The organism is Pseudidiomarina sp. (genome assembly GCF_048267825.1).
Taxonomy (GTDB): Bacteria; Pseudomonadota; Gammaproteobacteria; order Enterobacterales; family Alteromonadaceae; genus Pseudidiomarina.
The window spans coordinates 22,800-38,873 of record NZ_JBLWWR010000016.1 but is presented as its reverse complement, the minus strand read 5'-3'; the positions used below and the strand labels follow the sequence as shown (position 1 = coordinate 38,873).

General features: G+C 60.8%; 21 protein-coding genes. 1 reads left to right on the top strand and 20 read right to left on the bottom strand.

Annotation, left to right across the window (positions count from 1 at the left end; genetic code table 11):
- The 4 genes from ACN0UN_RS10905 to ACN0UN_RS10890 form a co-directional block, all read right to left on the bottom strand.
- On the bottom strand, positions 1–865 hold an 865-nt coding region (locus tag ACN0UN_RS10905), incomplete at its 3' end, for a hypothetical protein (RefSeq protein WP_417660007.1).
- Positions 865–1,755: a carbohydrate-binding protein gene (locus ACN0UN_RS10900; protein ID WP_417660006.1), complete on the bottom strand. Its 891-nt coding sequence runs from the start codon at positions 1,753–1,755 to the stop codon at positions 865–867. The genes ACN0UN_RS10905 and ACN0UN_RS10900, both read right to left, overlap by 1 nt.
- Positions 1,752–6,530: a tape measure protein gene (locus ACN0UN_RS10895; RefSeq protein ID WP_417660005.1), complete on the bottom strand. Its 4,779-nt coding sequence runs from the start codon at positions 6,528–6,530 to the stop codon at positions 1,752–1,754. Before ACN0UN_RS10895 ends, ACN0UN_RS10900 begins: the two co-directional genes overlap by 4 nt.
- On the bottom strand, positions 6,479–7,228 hold the full coding sequence (locus ACN0UN_RS10890; RefSeq protein ID WP_417660004.1) for a hypothetical protein: 750 nt from the start codon (positions 7,226–7,228) through the stop codon (positions 6,479–6,481). Before ACN0UN_RS10890 ends, ACN0UN_RS10895 begins: the two co-directional genes overlap by 52 nt.
- An 86-nt stretch (positions 7,229–7,314) precedes the next feature.
- On the opposite strand from ACN0UN_RS10890, the gene ACN0UN_RS10885 reads away from it, so the two are divergent.
- A complete protein-coding gene (locus tag ACN0UN_RS10885) occupies positions 7,315–7,626 on the top strand; it encodes a hypothetical protein (protein ID WP_417660003.1) in 312 nt (103 codons plus the stop codon).
- Here the strand turns inward: ACN0UN_RS10885 and ACN0UN_RS10880 are convergent.
- The 16 genes from ACN0UN_RS10880 to ACN0UN_RS10805 all read right to left on the bottom strand — a co-directional run bounded on the left by ACN0UN_RS10880 (position 7,616) and on the right by ACN0UN_RS10805 (position 16,071).
- Positions 7,616–7,792 carry a hypothetical protein gene (locus ACN0UN_RS10880; protein WP_417660002.1) on the bottom strand — a complete coding sequence of 59 codons (177 nt, stop codon included), beginning with the start codon at positions 7,790–7,792 and terminating at the stop codon, positions 7,616–7,618. The genes ACN0UN_RS10885 and ACN0UN_RS10880 overlap by 11 nt on opposite strands.
- A 14-nt stretch (positions 7,793–7,806) precedes the next feature.
- Positions 7,807–8,094: a DUF1799 domain-containing protein gene (locus ACN0UN_RS10875; RefSeq protein ID WP_417660001.1), complete on the bottom strand. Its 288-nt coding sequence runs from the start codon at positions 8,092–8,094 to the stop codon at positions 7,807–7,809.
- 17 nt (positions 8,095–8,111) lie between these two features.
- Positions 8,112–8,423: a phage tail assembly chaperone gene (locus tag ACN0UN_RS10870; RefSeq protein WP_417660000.1), complete on the bottom strand. Its 312-nt coding sequence runs from the start codon at positions 8,421–8,423 to the stop codon at positions 8,112–8,114.
- A gap of 96 nt (positions 8,424–8,519) precedes the next feature.
- Positions 8,520–9,167, bottom strand: a complete 648-nt coding sequence (locus ACN0UN_RS10865; RefSeq protein ID WP_417659999.1) for a phage tail protein — start codon at positions 9,165–9,167, stop codon at positions 8,520–8,522.
- Between the two features lie 81 nt (positions 9,168–9,248).
- Positions 9,249–9,653 (bottom strand): DUF4128 domain-containing protein, encoded by a 405-nt coding sequence (locus tag ACN0UN_RS10860; RefSeq protein ID WP_417659998.1) that lies wholly within the window; start codon positions 9,651–9,653, stop codon positions 9,249–9,251.
- Complete coding sequence (locus ACN0UN_RS10855; protein ID WP_417659997.1) at positions 9,650–10,141, bottom strand: hypothetical protein; 492 nt, start codon at positions 10,139–10,141, stop codon at positions 9,650–9,652. The genes ACN0UN_RS10860 and ACN0UN_RS10855 overlap by 4 nt, the downstream gene beginning before the upstream one ends.
- A gap of 4 nt (positions 10,142–10,145) precedes the next feature.
- Positions 10,146–10,535 (bottom strand): hypothetical protein, encoded by a 390-nt coding sequence (locus ACN0UN_RS10850; protein WP_417659996.1) that lies wholly within the window; start codon positions 10,533–10,535, stop codon positions 10,146–10,148.
- Position 10,536: 1 nt separating this feature from the next.
- A complete protein-coding gene (locus tag ACN0UN_RS10845; RefSeq protein WP_417659995.1) occupies positions 10,537–10,905 on the bottom strand; it encodes a DnaT-like ssDNA-binding protein in 369 nt (122 codons plus the stop codon).
- Positions 10,906–10,908: 3 nt separating this feature from the next.
- Entirely contained in the window at positions 10,909–11,040 is a 132-nt protein-coding gene (locus tag ACN0UN_RS10840; protein ID WP_417659994.1) for a hypothetical protein, read from the bottom strand.
- Positions 11,041–11,081: 41 nt separating this feature from the next.
- Positions 11,082–12,092: a hypothetical protein gene (locus ACN0UN_RS10835; RefSeq protein WP_417659993.1), complete on the bottom strand. Its 1,011-nt coding sequence runs from the start codon at positions 12,090–12,092 to the stop codon at positions 11,082–11,084.
- Positions 12,093–12,097: 5 nt separating this feature from the next.
- Positions 12,098–12,748, bottom strand: a complete 651-nt coding sequence (locus tag ACN0UN_RS10830) for a hypothetical protein (protein WP_417659992.1) — start codon at positions 12,746–12,748, stop codon at positions 12,098–12,100.
- Positions 12,749–12,836: 88 nt separating this feature from the next.
- Entirely contained in the window at positions 12,837–13,067 is a 231-nt protein-coding gene (locus ACN0UN_RS10825) for a hypothetical protein (RefSeq protein WP_417659991.1), read from the bottom strand.
- Positions 13,064–13,432: a hypothetical protein gene (locus ACN0UN_RS10820; protein ID WP_417659990.1), complete on the bottom strand. Its 369-nt coding sequence runs from the start codon at positions 13,430–13,432 to the stop codon at positions 13,064–13,066. Before ACN0UN_RS10820 ends, ACN0UN_RS10825 begins: the two co-directional genes overlap by 4 nt.
- Positions 13,398–14,513, bottom strand: a complete 1,116-nt coding sequence (locus ACN0UN_RS10815; protein WP_417659989.1) for a hypothetical protein — start codon at positions 14,511–14,513, stop codon at positions 13,398–13,400. Before ACN0UN_RS10815 ends, ACN0UN_RS10820 begins: the two co-directional genes overlap by 35 nt.
- A gap of 2 nt (positions 14,514–14,515) precedes the next feature.
- Positions 14,516–14,716: a hypothetical protein gene (locus ACN0UN_RS10810; RefSeq protein WP_417659988.1), complete on the bottom strand. Its 201-nt coding sequence runs from the start codon at positions 14,714–14,716 to the stop codon at positions 14,516–14,518.
- The gene (locus ACN0UN_RS10805) at positions 14,716–16,071 is read right to left on the bottom strand and encodes a DUF4055 domain-containing protein (protein ID WP_417659987.1); all 1,356 of its coding nucleotides are present in this window, start codon (positions 16,069–16,071) and stop codon (positions 14,716–14,718) included. Before ACN0UN_RS10805 ends, ACN0UN_RS10810 begins: the two co-directional genes overlap by 1 nt.
- Positions 16,072–16,074: the final 3 nt, after the last annotated feature.

The window sequence follows — 16,074 nt, the reverse complement described above, 5'->3', positions numbered from 1 at the left end:
CATTTGTTTGCCCGGCCGGGCCGGAAAGAGTTATCTGAGCAGCTGGCGATGCAACAGTGGCAACCTCGGAAGAGAAAGAGTTTGCAGTACTTGTATTGGGGTATCCGATAAGACAGACATACCCTGACGTCTGGTATGTGCCGCCAATTTTTAGCAAGACCCGCAAACGTGCTTGGTCGTTGGAGGGCAAAACATCGTTCGCGACGATGACGTATGCGTCATAAGCGGAATCAAATGTGTTTTCCACATCGACAGTTGCCGAAGAGCTGGCCGTCACAGTAGAAAGCAGGACCCACGCCCCACTGCTCCCCCATGACGGAGGCAGCCCAGCCCCTTGCGAAACCGGCACCTGCCCTGCCACCCCCTGACTGCCCCCGAGGGTAACCATAGGGTCGACGACGGTTTTGTTCGTGAGCGTTTCCGCGCCATCCTGCGTGGCGATTCCGGTTACGTCGCCCGTCAGGCCGTTGACGCTGTAGACCGGGCCGCCTGCGATGGATGCCAGCGCATCGGCTACTGATTGGGCATCAGTAGCAACCTGCTGAGTGTCGGCGGCAACCTGTAGTGTGTTGGCAGCTACCTCGTCAGCCCGCGCTACGACCGTCGCTGCGTTGCCGGCTACGGTGGCGGCATTGGCGGCAACCTCTGCGCGGTCGGCCTCTACTGCGGCTTCGCTGTTCGCTGCTGCCTGCGCGCTGGCGTCGGCGTCGATGGCGCGCTGATTGATGAAGGCAGCCGAGCCGTTCGTCTCGGTCACAAACTGCGGCAGGGCCGCCGCGAAGTTGTCAGCCTTGACGGCGAAGTCAGCCGGCGCGTCCGAGCGAATCGGCGGCGTCGGGATGGGTGTGATAATTGGTGCTGCCATTAGGTCAGTCCCTCAACAGTGATAGAGGCGTCCGATACGGAAGGCCCTGAAATTGATATCTGAAAGTCGCGGTAGTAGCCGAACAGGAATGTGCTTTCGTAACCCTCTGCCCCGATCCAGACGACCGGCTGGGCGCGAAGGCTGGCGAGCAAGCGTTGAACTCGCCCGATCTGCGGCGTCTCCACCACGACATCGAACTCAGCTCGCTTGCTGAATGAGCGTTCAACCACAACCGAGTTGCCAAAGGTGTCTGTCTCCTTGCGGCTGTAGTCAGTGATCCCGACGCCCGAGCCATAGACGGCCACGCCAAGCTCAGCCTGACGCCCCATGACGAGGTGCCCGACTGCTGCGGTGTCGCTGGCGTTGTCGATCGTTACGGACAGGGTGGCGGTGCCGTAGGCTGGAAGGTCCAGCAGCACGAAGTCTGTCTGCCTGCCGATGGGGCTGAAAAACCACTCGTACCAGTCAGACACGCCGGCATCGACAAGGGAGACCGTACGCTGGTAAACGACTCCCTCTGACGGATCGGTAAGCGTGACCGTGGCCGAGCGCCCCAGCAGGTTGAACAGCGCCACGGAGTTGATGACGGCGCCCGGCTGCAGCTCTACCGCGATGCTGCCCGCTTGCTCAGTGAGCGAGCCCACCTTGTCATCGAACATCCGCCAGCGGTTGGTTGCGCCTAGGTCCAGCCACTTCGGCGGGTCGCTGGTGTCGGTCTCCGGGTTCGCCCCGGTGTGCGCCACCAGCGCCTCGTAGTTGCGGTGGTTGTACATTGCCTTGTCGCCCACCGCGTAGGCCGTTGCCGCGCTCCATGCGGCATAGTCCGTTTCGGGCACGTTGCTAGTCGTCAGGATGGCCGGCGTGATTTCCACCGGCTTGATTATCCTCATGCTGTTGCCCTCTCTTTCGGCAGGCCGTCGAAGTCCCAGCGCTCAAGGAACTCGACGCGCTTGGCGGTTTGCATGGTGTGTTTAGCGATAGATCGGAGTGCCGCGCTTTGCCCCTCGACGGTGCGCTGCAGGCTGGTTATTGCGGCAGTGGAATCACCACCACCCAGCATTGCCGCCGTCTGCGAGGCGTTGTAGATCCGCGACGGGCCTGTTACCTCAAGCTCCGGGCCGTTCTCGCCAACCAGTCGCAAGCCGCCAGAGTGGAAGCCGCCAGCCGCGAAGGCCGGAACTTCCCCGGCCGCCTTTGCAGCAGCTTTCAGCGCGTCCTGCAGATCCACATAGCTGAGGTTGCCGGCAGATATCTGTTGCTCCCAATACGCCGCCCCGCCTGCATCAGCATCCCGACCCAGTGCGTCCTGATACGCCCCGCCGATCAGCGCCGCCAGGTCGCTACCCTGGGCACCGCTGCCGATAGCGCCTACTGCGCCGCTGTAGTCAATGGCGCCCGATCCAAGTTGACCGGTCCAGTAGTCGCGGCCCGCTTGATCTGCCTCCCGCCCGAACAAATCCTTGTAGATGGAGTCGACAATGACGCCGTTGTTGGCCGGCGTATTGCCCTTGGCGGCCCCCGGCTGCAGCGCCTGTAGCGCCGAGACAACCGACGTGTTCAGTGCCGCGATAGCATCCGCCACCGTCAGCACAGACGTATCAATGCCGTTGAGGGCGTCCAGCTGCGATTGGGCGTATTCCAGCTGAGCGTTCAGCGCCGACGACTGCTGATCAAGCTCTTTGAGCACCTGCTGCTCGGTTGTCAGCTGCTTGCCGTTGACCTTTTCCAGCTCAGCGATCAGGTTTGCAGTGCGGCCCTGCTCCCGCTCGAAATCTTCCAGCGAGCCATACAGCGCCGTGTCCATCTGCGAGGCGGTATCAAGGGCGTCTTGCAGCCCTTCGAAGCCCGCCAACGACTGACCCGAACGCGCTTGAACGAGCGCACTGTTGAGCGTCATCACCGCCTGAGCGCGAAGCGACCGAACAGTATCGTCCGAAGTGCCGCGCAACTTCTTGAGCGCTGCATCTAGCGAATTGCTGATGCCTGTCAGCGCATTGATGCTGGAGGTTGTGCTGCTGGCCTGCTGCTGGATTTCGCGCTGCTGGTTTGCAATAGAGCGCTGCAGGGACGCGTAGGCGTTATTTACGCCGCCCATCAGCTGCTGCTCTAGCACGCTGTAATACGTCGATGCCTGCCCGGCCAGCGCCACCAGTACCGCGAACATCTGCTGTCCGGCTTCGGTCGTGCGGTCGATGTTATCGACCATGGTGCGGTATTTCTCACGCGACCCGACCAGTTCCACGTCCGCCGATTCAAACGCCTTGGTAATGGCCGCCAGGGTGTCGGCGGTCTTTTCCTCGGCACTGTAAAAGGCGTCGTAGTAGGTAGCGGTGCTGGCCGCCAAGGCCTCGAGCCCGCCAGCCAACGCGCTCAGCTGTTCGGCCATCTTGCCGCCGGCAACGGTCGATTCGTACAGCGACAGGTTGAGCTGATCGAACAGCGCGTTGACGCCCTGGAGATTCGCAACAAAAGCCTGCATGCCGGCCAGGTCGTAGTCCAGGCCGGTCGCGAACACCTTGTTTAGCTCGGTGTTCATGGCCTCGGCGGCTTTGCCGAACCAATCCGCTATCGCCTGGGAAATCTCCTCCTCGGTTTTGCCTTTGGTACTGATCTTCTCGCGCGCCAGTTGCAGCCCATCGAGCGCGCCATCCTCAATGGACAGGCTTAGGGATTCGAAAAGGCTAGAAACACCGGCCTGAGTCGCGTCATAGGTTTCTTGTAGCGCCGCCAGTGCTTCGGGGTCGATATCCGAACGAATAGTTTTCGTTTTGCTAGACGAAAACAGTCCGCCCTTCTTCTTGCGGTATTCGTACCGCTCAGCATCAAACGCACCGTCCTCTACTGAAAACCCAAGGCCGTAGTCTTTGGTCTTCCAAGAGCCGCCGAATAGTGCCTTGCTGACAACCCCATCAGCGCCCCATAGCGACTGGTGAATAGCGCCGCCAGCGCCAAGCCAGCTTAGTGCCTTGTCGCCAACGCCGATGTCGCGGAACGCGCTGTCCATCCACTCGTGGATTTTCGAGTCGAAGGCAGGCTGTATCATCAGCGCCTTGCCCAGCTTGCTGTCGGTTTGCCCGAGCACCTCGCCCGCGTCAGCCCGCACCCCCTGCTTGTACATCTTCGAGCCTTGGTAACCGCTCACAGCCGCCGCGATTACCCAGCCAACAGGGTTCGACGCCATAGCGCCGATCTTCGCCATCACCGTACTGAGCCCGGTAGTTGCTGCTGTGTTGGCAGTCTGAGCCGCAACCCATTGCGACATCGCCGCGCCGGTATAGCCGCTCGCAACGGAACCAGCCGCGGAAGAGGCTGCTGCGCCGCTCCCGATTCCGAACATCGAGCCAATGGAGCTGCCGACCGCTGACAGCGCCCCGCCAAAACCGCCACCTGCCCAGCCACCTTGCAGGGCGGGCCACAGGCTTTGTGCCGTGCCGTACATTGAGTAAAGGCTACGTGCTTGGTTTACGGTGCCAAGCACGTCATTGCCGCCAGCGCCGCCACCCGAGGCCGACCCGCCACCGAGCAGCGAGCCCCAGATCCCGTTGTTGCCCTGGGTTCCGCTGCCAATCCCCATCGACGCACCAAGCTGCATGATGATCGGCTTGGTAATGGCCATGTGAGCCAACTCAGCCAGCATCTGCTTGAAGGCGTCAGTGAGTGAGTCGCGGAACGATGAGAAGCCATCCCCGATGTTGCGCCAGGCATCAGCAAAGGCCGAGTCAACGCGGTCTAGCGCGCCTTCGGTCCATTGCGCCCAGTCGGAGGTGGCCTTCGTGTTGTCCTTGTATTGCCGCTCAAGTTCAGCCAGAAGCTCTGCGGTGCGCTCCGGGCTACGCTCGCCGCGCTCCATCGCATCATTCAGCCGCTCTACGTCTTTCTGGTATTGCTCGGTCGCCTTACCTACAGGGTCGAGCTGATCCTCAAGGCGCTCAAGCTCCTTGCGGTACTCCTCAATGAAGTCGCCAGGGCCGGTGGCGTCTACGCCAGCGAGCGAGTGATTGAGCTTGTCGACAGCCTTCGCCAGCTGGTCGCCATCTAGATACTTGTCGAGCAGCGCTACCTGCTCGTTGTACTGGCGCTGCGCGGCTTCGGCGGGGAACAGGCCGTCTATGAGTGACTGAAACGCGACGGCCTGTTTGTCAGTCTTGCCTGCTGCTTCAGTTGCTGCGGCTCCGAGCGAGGCGGTTCCGGTGCGCAATGCTTCGAGCTTTGGAACTGCGGAGGCGGCAGAGCTGCCGACTTCGCCCTGTACCGCCGCCAGCGAACCATAATCATCAATCATCTTTTTAAGGATGCTGATGTTTTGCTGGATCTCCTCTTCGCTGAATAGCTTCAGGGGCTGCCCGTCACCGCCGATTCTGAGCCGGCGAAGCGGGTTATCCAGCATCGCCTGGAAGGTTTCAAGCTGGTCCTGAAGGCGAACAATGTCATCCGAGGCGGCGCCGTGCAGTGTGGCAGCCAGCTCTTCTGCCATCCACTTCACTGTCCCAACAGTTGCGGTGGACGCTTCTGCAATCCAGCCGATAGCGGTAGCGATGCCCCGGCCGAAAGTCTGCGCAGCCTCGACGGTCGCTGGGTCGGACAGTATCTCCGCCACATCCATGATTGCGGACGCGGTGCCAGAAGACGCGCCGCTGGTCTCATCCATCTTGCCGATGAGCTGAGTAAACGAGTTGCCAACAGTTGTAAGCGCGCCTGAAATGTTCGGGGCTAGCTTGCCGAACGCCTCGTCCATAGCGTCGGACTGGCTGAGAATGGCGCCGACAACCTGCTCGGCAGTCAGCTTGCCTTCGGCGCCAAGTGCGCGCAGCTCGCCAACCGTAACGTTAAGCCCTCGCGCAAGGGTCTGCGCCAGTGCCGGAGCGCCTTCTAGTACCGAGTTCAGCTCTTCGCCGCGCAGCGCGCCAGAGGCGAACGCCTGGCCGAGCTGGGTTAGTGCGCCGGCCGCAGTTGCTGCCGATGCACCGGAGACCGCCAGCGACTTGCTGATCGTCTCGGTGACGCGGGCCACGCCAGCGCCTGTCAGCCCGAGCTGCTGCTGATTGGTGGCAATGCGCTGATACAGCTCAGCCGTCTCTGTGAGCGGCTGCCGGCCTTCTTGCGCTACGCGGAATACTGCAGCTTGGGCCGCTGCAAACTCGCCCGCACTGTTGGTCACCAGCTTCAGGCGGTTGGATATGGAGGTGTAAGCCTCAGTGGCTTGATAGACCTCACGAACACTCAGCGCAGCAGCGAGCGTGGCGCCGACTTTGGTAGCCGCTGACGACAAGCCGTTGAACTCACGCGCCGCCTTCTTGGCTTCGCCGTTGATGCCTTTTAGGCCAAGCTCAACCTTGCGCGCATCAGAAACGAATTTACCGTTCGCCTCACGGAGTCGTCCGGCTGCGTCTCTGTATACGCCAGCCGCCTTAGCCGCCCCGGTGAGCGCACCTTCAATGTTGCCCGCAGCGCGCTCCGCTTTGGCGCCGCTAGATCCTAGTCGGTCGAGGTCTTTTTCCGCCCGAGCAATGTCCGACGTGTCGATCTGTATAGCGAGGCTGGCAATGTCGACCATGCTTTTCTCCGGGCAATAAAAAGCCCGGCGCTTGGCCGGGCTCTGTGGGCGGTGTCGCCCTATCTGTTTAGGATCGTTATCTCTGGCTTCCCGTCTGCCGGGAATATGCATCTTGCCGTTTGGGGTATCAGGTTGCCGAAACCGTTTTTTGCTTCGAAATCCAGCTCAACGACAGTATTCCCGGTGGTTGGCTGAGTGCTTGCGCGCTGCCCAAACGTGTTGAAGTCAACCGATGAGGGGAACTTTGAAGACGCCCTAACAGCTTCTCGGCAGGCCTGAGTTGCCGCGTTATGGCCGACTGCTTTTTGGGACTGCGCTACCGGTGCCGCCTTAAGGTCATTCGGGCCAACGTAGAATCGCTCACCGTTGGAACAGTCTACGAAGACCACGATGTTGCCTGGAGGTGAGCTGCGCTGTTCTGACAGGCCTATCATCGACACTTCGTCACACTTCGGAGAAGTCGCGATTAGATCTGCAGCCGCACGCTCGTGCGCCTCAATTCGCTTGACCCCTTCCGCGCCCCACTGTTTAACGGTGCGCGGGTACTGGTCAACCGTGTACTTATTGAAAGCCGATGGGTCAATCGGCGCCGGACCTTTAGGCTTTGGCGGCGCCTTCGCTACCGGCGCTGCAGCCTGAGCTGCTGGCTTAGGTGGCGCATCGTTCGAAACAGCCTGGTAAACCAGCAGAGCAATAACGATAAGGACAAGCCAAGTCACCCGGCTCGTCTTCTTCGGCGCTTTTGCGCCGCATGACGGGCACGATTCGGCCTTGGTCGAAACCTGCCCGCCGCACTCCTTACATTTCACCACTGCCATCCCTGCCCCTCCCATTAGAAAGGGCTGACTGTAGCAAATTGCCAGCGGCTCGGCTTAATGCTGCGATGGGTGGATGGATGCTCAGTTCCGTAGATGGTGGCGCAGTGATAGCGTTCGACGGCGCCATGTGGCGCAACACGACCAAGGAGGTCAGCGTGACTGAGCAATACACCCATGCAGAGCTGCTTTTTGCCATTGAAGTCCGCGATGCCGCGCTAAAACTTCGCCACAGGGAGTCGCCCCGGCATCTAGCGGATGACAGCGACGATGTCAGCTTGGCTGAACAAGCTGACTGGATAGCGAGCCACCCCATCGAACCTTATTACGCTCAAGTATTGGACGGAATAACTAAGTCGGCGGACATCATCCGGGGCATCCTCAAGCCGTAGACCGCGCTCTAGGCAGGCCGTCATAGTCCCAGTTCGCCATAAGCTCTGCGCTTTTGGCGGCCCGCTCTGTATGGCGAGCAATCGAGCGCAGCGCTTCCAGCATCTGATACTGCTTCGACTCCATCGCTTCCAGCCGACGCTTCAACTCTTCAACTTCGCTATTCATATGAACTCCTTAGTTCATTTGGACCGCATCACCTCAAGCGCGGCGATCTCCATCACGCGCACCCCGGCGAATACTTCCGTCTGATCGCGCTTCTTGATGCCCTGCAGGCGCATGACGGGCTCAATCACGGAGTAATCCAGCCCGGTAGCGCCGGACATGCCCGAACGCCATTGCGTTTGCATGGCGGCGAATACCTCGAAGGCGTCCCAGTTGTCCGGCCAGATCTCGACCTCAACCTCGAAGTCTTCAGCCGAGAAACCGAACGCCTCCATTTCATCGTCAGCGGCCGCGCCCTGGTACAAAGCACGAGCCGCGGCGATCAGTTTCCCCGGCGTGCCTGGGTGATTTCGGTGATGTATGTTCCGAGGATTTCACGCGGGGCGCCAACGAAGTTCTGGCACAGCAGATCGATCGATTCCTTATTGAACGGATCATCCAGCTCCCAGCCTGCGAGCACGTCTTCCATCAGCTCGACATCCTTGCGCTTCTCGATGCCCTTCATCAGCTCGGACAGCTGGTCGCGGGTGCGGTGCTTGAATTCGAACGACAGTTCCACGGTTTCTCCGCCGTGAACCGGGATGCCGACTTTGGCTTTGAAGGTCGGGGCAACAGCGAGTTTGAATTTGGCCATGGTGTGTTTCCTCTATTGGGATTCGATCAGGTAAAAAGAGGGCGCCAGAACGTCTCTGGCGCCCTTTGCAGCAGGTTCTGCGAGATGGCTGTACGGTTAAGCGGCGTAGCGGGTCGGACGCGACAGCAGCGAGAACGAGCTGTTCACGGTGTCGACCTGGCCCTTGTTCTTCGTCGGCGTCTCGTTCAGGGAGACGTAGCCGTAGTAGTAGATTTTCGAGCCATTCTTGTTCTGCATCAGCAGCGGGCGAATGGCGCGAGCATCGGCGGCTTTCTTCACGGCCTGATAGCCAAGCAGGGACGGGTCATCACCAATCTCCATGGAGATCGATTGCGCCGAGTACATGGTCGGGATCTGAATTTCGAAGTCGGACTCGAGCGGGCTCACGGTCGCGAACTGCTGTTCACCGCCCGAAGTGCTGATGCCGATGATCTGGCTGATTTGCGTGAAGGCAGTCACCTTCATAGCCGAACCGCTGGACGTGCCGACCGGGAAGGCCGAAGTGTCGCTGGTGTCCAGGCCTTCGAGCTGGAAGGTGCCGGAAGCCGACGCGGCAACACGGAACACGCGCTCGTTGATGCGCTGCCAGCCGGACTTCAGGACGATAATGTCGCCGTCAAGGAAGCCGTGAGCGGTTGCGGTGACGACTGCGGTAGCGGCGTTGCTGATGCCAGTGATAGCAACAGAAGTGCCGAAGGTGGTGCCGAGGTGGATGGTTGTGCCGTCCGGAATGGAAAATGCCATGGGTGTCTCTCCTGGGGAAAAGGTTTTTTGCGGCCACAAAAAAACCCGCTCGATGGCGGGCCTTGATGTCTTGGGTTGGTGTTAGGTGTCGGCTCGGTACTTGAACCGGACCGGCACCATGTAATGCGTATCGCCCGGAATGCCTGGGTACTGGCTGCAGGGCGATGTGATCTGGACCCAGAACGCGCCGGACTCAAGCCGTAGCGCCATGGGGAATAACTCGGCCAGCTCCTCTGCCAGCGTTTCAGCCGTGTTCGGGCCATTGCCTAGCGGGACGTGCACCGACAGCTGGAACAGGCCCATGTAGCCGCGATGGGCGCCCTCTAGGTCGATGCTCTGCGTGTCAGCCGGTAGCAGGCTTGCGCGGATGTATGAGCCGGTCGGCGGCGTGAATTTCCGGTTGTCCCACGCCACCGGGATAGGCTTCGCGGTCGCCCACGCCTTCAGGCGCCCCTGTAGCAGGTCGCGAATCAGCTTGTTGCTCATGTATCCAGCTCCCGCACTGCCTGGTTGACGTAGGTTTGAAACTCAGCGGCTGTGATGCCCGCCATGCCTTGCGGCGCCTGGGATGAATGCCCCATTTCGAGGCTGTACGAATACGGAACATTGTTCGCCAGCCAGATTGAGCCGACGCCCGACTTGTAGGCGCTGAGCACTACCTTGCCGATTGCCAGCGTGGACTTGCCGTCCGGGTCTACGCGATCAACCTCACCGCCTGGCGCAGAGTCGAACGCGACTTGCCAGTTTCCGCGAAACCGCCCGCCCACGTAGCCGTCCGGCGCCTTGCCCTGCGTGCTGGTCTTGCCTGTGCTGATATCCGTTACCGGATTCATTGACAGCCAGACATCAGGATTGCCGACCGGGGATCGGTCGATCAGCTTGGCGAGCATGTCAGTACCCGTCTTGCGGATGACCATCTCGGTATTGCCCTGGGCCTTCTCGATGAACTTGGACAGATCAAGCGCGAATGCCATAGGGTCACCTCATGATCGACGCGGAGTAGACAAGCGCTGTGCCGGCCGGACTGGATGGCGTAGCGCCAAGCATCTTCCAGTCCTGCCCTTCGTACTCAACGACGCAGCCCGGACCCGGAGGCCAGAGCAGCCCCTTTGCCGCGATCTTCAGCGCTCGAATGTTCGATTCGATCAGCGTCCCGTCGACTAAGCGGTTATCGAACGACTCGACAGTACCCTTGCTCGCCGGCAGGACGATAGCCTTGACGGGTTGCGTCTCGGTCACGCCTGGGGTCGACTCGCCCGTTGCCGGGTCGTAGGCATCCTCGGTCACACGCTTGAGGGTCAATTCCTGCCCGAACTCTTCGATCATCTCGACGGCAAGGTCGGCAATTTCGTCATAGAAGGCGCCCATGTCACCCCCTGATCAGTCGGACCTGATTGCCGCCGAGGTATGGCCGAAGCAGAGCCATCGCGAACGCCTCGCCCGCCGTTACCGCCTTACCGCCAGCGGCATAGGTGGTGCTTTTCGAGACTGCGCCGTCTACCGTCTTGGTTTCTGACAGAACCTCACGACTGGATGCCCCGTAGAGCGCCCCTGTTGCCGCCTCGCGTGCGATCTCCGCCCCCGCCTGCACAACCGCAGCGGGAACCTCCTCGAACGCCGGGAGCGGCTTTGCGCTAAGCCATGTATTGGCCATCAGCACCGCGCGAGCAGGGTCGCCAGTACCGGCCCAGCCTGCGCCGAGCAGCGCGTCTACCTGCGCGACAGTGATGTAATTCATGGGTTACGCCTCGGGCTTAGGCTTGGGCTTGCGCGGCTGCGGCTCGTCTTTCTTGCGACTGCGCTCGACCTTTTGAATGGTGGCGAAGTCGACCGGCTGACCAGGGATCAGCCCGTCTTCGTTTAATCGGGTCATACACGCTCCAGAGAGGCAGGGGCCGAAGCCCCCGCTCTTGATCAGTTGGTAACGAGGAAGCTGATTGGGACGTTCTTACGCTCAACGACGCGGGACCATGCGGCGTCAGCGGCCAGCTCAGCCAGCGAGTAGGAAACGCTCGCCGGAGTGCCGGTGTTCTGGTAGCCGAACGGATGCAGAATCCACGTCTTACGGGTCCAGAGGGTTTCGACGCCAGCGCCGTTGCCCTGGTTGGCTTCGCGCTGAACCTCAACCGGCATGACCGGAGCACCGTCGCCATAGCCGAACGCACCTTCGCCGAAGATCACGGACGTGTACTTGAAGCCGCTGGTGGTGCCAGCAACGACAGGCAGGCCGTCATCCACGATCACACGAAGGCCCATGTAGGTTGGGATAGTCAGGCGACCCTGGCTGTCCGGTACGTACACGATGTCGTCGTTCTTCACCATCTGCTTCATCACGGCAGAATGAACAGCGATGGCACGCAGCGCATCGGCCGCATCGCCCATGGTGTAAACGGCGTCGGTGAAGGTGTCGCGGTTGAACTTGGTGGTTGCGGTCTGCGAGGCGGTCGCGTCGGCAGCCACGTTGATGACCATATCGCCGCTGTTGTTGGCCACGTTGTCAGCCAGCACACCGTTGCACGAGGCGATCAGGCGGCGCTGCCATTGACGCAGCCAGTAGGCGTCGACGCGAGCGCGGATCTGATCCATTGCACGCGAGCCCATGGCCAGCTCGGAGGCCAGGTCAGCAGCGGACAGGCCCTTGTTGAGGAAGGCTTTACGCGCGATCTGCTCGCCCTGGACGATCTTGTCCGGAGTAGCCAGAGTGGCAGGGTTGTCAGTGGACAGGTTCGGCGCAACGGTGGCGTCGATATCCTTCCAGAATGGCAGCTCTGCAGTCTTACCGGCTGCGGTGGCGATGCCATCCAGCAGGGAGTTACGGGTGACGACGCCCGACTCGAAGAACGCCGTCTTCTCGGGGCTGTTGACGGACGGCAGGTCTTGGAAAACCTTGACGTCGATGATATCGCTCAGTTGAACAGTGGCCATGGGGGTTATTCTCCGGTGCCGTAGTAGTCAGTTTTAAGGCGTTCGTACTGGGCAGGGTCGCGCTTGCGAATGTCCGACAGTTCCGCGCCTGAGTATTCGTTGAACTTCTTCACGGCCCCGCCGTGGTTGCTGCTAGTGGAAGCCCCGCCCCCGGTTACCCCGCTGGCATCAACCAGAAAGGGGTATTTGCTCTTCAGATGGGCCAGCACCTTGTCATGCTCGACCTCTACGCCGCCGATCTCGAAGCGGACCCCGGCATCTGTGTGCTTGGCCAGTTGCGCAACCTTCTCCGCTAGCAATTCGCTGCGGTCGCGGTCTTTCGATAGCTGGCCTGCCAGGCGCTGCGCTTCCAGGCTGATCTCCTGGCGCTGCACCTTGCTTTGGAATTCGGTGAACTTGTCGGCAAGCTCTTTCTTGGCTTGCTGCTCGCGTTCGTACAGGGTTTTGAACTCCCCCTTTTCGCGCTGGCGTTCTTCTTCGGCGGCTGTCTGAGCCTCTTCGAGCTCGCGGGCGCGCTGCTTGGCGGTCTTGGTTTCGCCCAACAACTCATCGAGCTTTGCTTTCAGGCCGCCAGTCTCCTTCTCGACTGCTGCCTTCATTTCGTCGGCGGTGAATGCCTCGACTTCTGTACCGTCTTGCAGGATCAACTTGGCCATGTGCCCTCCGGGCGTATGGAGCCGGTCACTGACCAGCAGGCAATAAAAAACCCGCACTAGGCGGGTTCGGTTTGAATCTTGGTTGGCGCTACATGATGACGCGCTCGCCTTTCATGGCGCACAGGAAGCAGACGCGCTGCTTCGTGGCTGTCTTACCAATGCCGATCTTCGTTTCCACATACTCGCGACCCCCGCAGCGGTGACACTGCGGCATAGTGCGGGGCTTTGGAGCCTTGCGCACGCGCTCGCGCACCTTCTCCGCTTCAGTCTGCGGGGCTGGCGTGCCGTGGATGATGTGGAAGCGTGGGCGGTCGGTCATGGCAGCGATCGACCAATCTCGGCGGCAGCGGTAACAATGGCGCGGCGCGTAGCAGCCATGTTCGGCTTGCTGCGCATCATGCCTGTCTCTTCGTCAGGCCAACTATCCACCACATACTCGATGCCGCTCTTGGCTGCGACCGCCAACTTCAGCGCGTCCCCGTCATCTTCGAGCGGCTTCCATTCAACGTAGTGCGTAAGGCCTTTGGGTATGTACTGAATGCACCCCGCGAACCCGGCGCACGAGTTCCACTCGAAGCCATCGGCGCCGAAGTATGCGGTTGCGGCCTGCTCCAGTAATTCGCGGTCTGTCATATCTACACCTTTTCGGTCATGCAGCGATTCTAGCGAACGACGCGGCGTCACGCTCGTGCAATTCCTCAAGCGTAAGGTAGCGGCCGCTCGAGCTGTAGAGGTCAGGCAGCTTGAGCCCACCCTCTCGTATCAGCCTGCCACGCTCCGGGCCTAGCACCTGATCCTGCCGCGCTGCCGATTGACGTTGCAGCCAGGACGCGAAAGTCGTCTCGGCCGGCACCTGTCCGTCCATGCTGGCTCGCTCGCTTGGGCTGATCTCGTCAATCGGAATCCCAAGCTCGCGCCATGATTTCGTCACAGGCGTGGAAGTCGAGCGGCAGTTCCAGTGGATGCGTCCAGGCCCGGCCAACCATTGGACCTTGTGACCGATGGGCTTATGGGTCTGCGCGTCGTACTTGAGCCCGTCGCGTATGCGGCATGGCTCGGATGTTTTGGTGTCGAGTGTTGAGCGCCAGACTTCAGCCTTGATCAAGTCGCGGTTCGAATCAATGAAGTGATCTCGCGCAACCGATGCCGTGTGACCGATAGCCGTTTGCACAACCGCCATCAAGTCGCGCCGGGGTCGCTGTAGCAGGCCGTCAGCGTAGCCCGCTGCCTTGGTGCCGCGAATGCCGCGAACGATCTCCGAGGCGGTCTTGCCTTCGACATAACCGATGCGGATAGCATTCCGAATCTTCGTCATGCGCTCGGCTTCGATGTGGCTCGCCCACTCCTTCAGCAACCGCCCCTGGAATGGCCGCGACATGGCCGCGCTGTAGACCTGAGCAGGCGCTACCGAAGCAATCGAATAGCGCACCAGTACCGGCGCGGGGATAGCTGACTGGTAGAGATTGACCTGATAGCCCGCCTCATACGCCGCGAAGGCCTGCAGCTCACCGCTCAGCGCCTCAGAAACGCTCGCATAGGCCGCTGCGTTCAATTCCCGCACAGACCCCAGTAGGCGCTCCAATCGTTCAACTGTGAACGAATCAGCAGGCATCCGCTCAAGGGCTGCGGCCAGTTCGGCGGCAAGGTCCGCATCGGCGCGATTCAGTAGCGAGATCATCCGGCGAATCACGCCTTCGGAATACTGCTGAAGGTCGACGGCATGGGCTGTCAGCTCATCGAATAGCAATTCGTTCACGGTTGGCATGGCTATTCCTGCGCATCAACGAGTTCATAGCGCCGAACAACTTCGCATATCTCATGCGCTTGGTTCGCCGATAGGAGCAGGGTGACCGCGACCTCTGCCGGCCTTCCAGATTCGCAGCGCAGGGTGATGCCTGTCACTGACGAAGGCGGAAGCCCAAGTATCGAAACCAGTTCCTTGCCAATTTTTTCAGACATAACTGCCATCAGATCACTCCAAGCGCCGGCCCCTGGCTAGCGAGACGGCCCTGTTCTTCCTGCCAGTTGTATTCGTCGCTGATCACGCTGCGGCGCTGCATCTCGGCAAACAGGGTTTCATCCGACAGCTTGCCGGCAGAGGCCATGTTGAGCAGCAGAGGCAGCGTTGTTTCGGGGGCGAAATCTTGCTCGAAATTGCCACGCATCTCGACAGCGCCACCTTCAGGCAGGCCGCGATAGTCCGCGAAGATTTGCAGCATCTGCGCGATACAGTCAGCGAATTGCGATGCCATACGGGCAAGCGGTGACAACTCTTGCGCGGCCTCCTCGTTCGCCTGTGCGGCCGTCTTGGTCTGCTGCTTGTCTTTCTGCAGCAGCTTGGCGCCGGCCATGCGCATCTCTTCGATCAGGTCTTGCAGCGACTCCCGGCCAGCGGTGATAGCCGCCCCAGTGTGCTCGACGTACTTCGCATCGCCGTCTTTCGGCATACGGGTCGCGCTGCCGGCGCTGATGACCAACTTGAATTGCTCGTCATCCGTGAACATGAACAGCAGCGGGACGCGGGCAACGTGTAGGAGGTTGTCCTGATCGCTCTGCGACTGCCAGTGCTTGACGTTCAGGTAGGCCAGTTCGAGCAATGGCGGGCGAGCCGTCATCATGCCTGTGCGGCCGGTGTAGAAGGTCACCCAAGGGATATAGGACAGGCTAGTGCTGCCTTCCTCGTGCATCATCCAGCTGCCGCCTTCCTGCTTGCGGTAGGTGCGCCACAGGCCAGGCTCTAGGACTCGGACCTGCTCAACCACTTTGACGCCGAAGTCGCCATCAGGCACCTCGACTGATTCGGTAAAGCGAACCTGCAGCAGCCTACCGCCATCGGCGCGCCAGCCCAGCACGCGCTCCGGGTGAATCAGTACGGCATACGGGCGAACCCCTGCCGCTTCCTCGTCCGCTGCGGTCTGCAGCTCGCCGGCTTGCGGGTAGTCGATCAGCGCGTGACACAGGCCATAGCTCAGTGCCGTGCGGAAATACTCGACAGCCCACGCATTAAGGTTGTTACCGCCTAGGTCCACGTCCTCGCACAGCTCAGCCACAACAGGCGGCACATCGTCGCCAATCTGCAATGGCTCAGCGAAAACGCGGCTGGTGTTGCTGTTCACTGTCTCAGCATAGGCAGGCAGCAGCGTGGAGAGGCGCAGACGGGACAAATAGGCGTCGTCTTCCTCTGCCGGGTACTGAGGCAGCAATGCTTTAGCGGCGTTGCGCATCGCGGCAGTACCGCCCATCAGCGGGGCGACGATAGCCCAATCTTCGCGCATGGCATCCACGGCGGGGATTGTTTGGCTCGGGTCGTTGCTGCTGCTCATGGG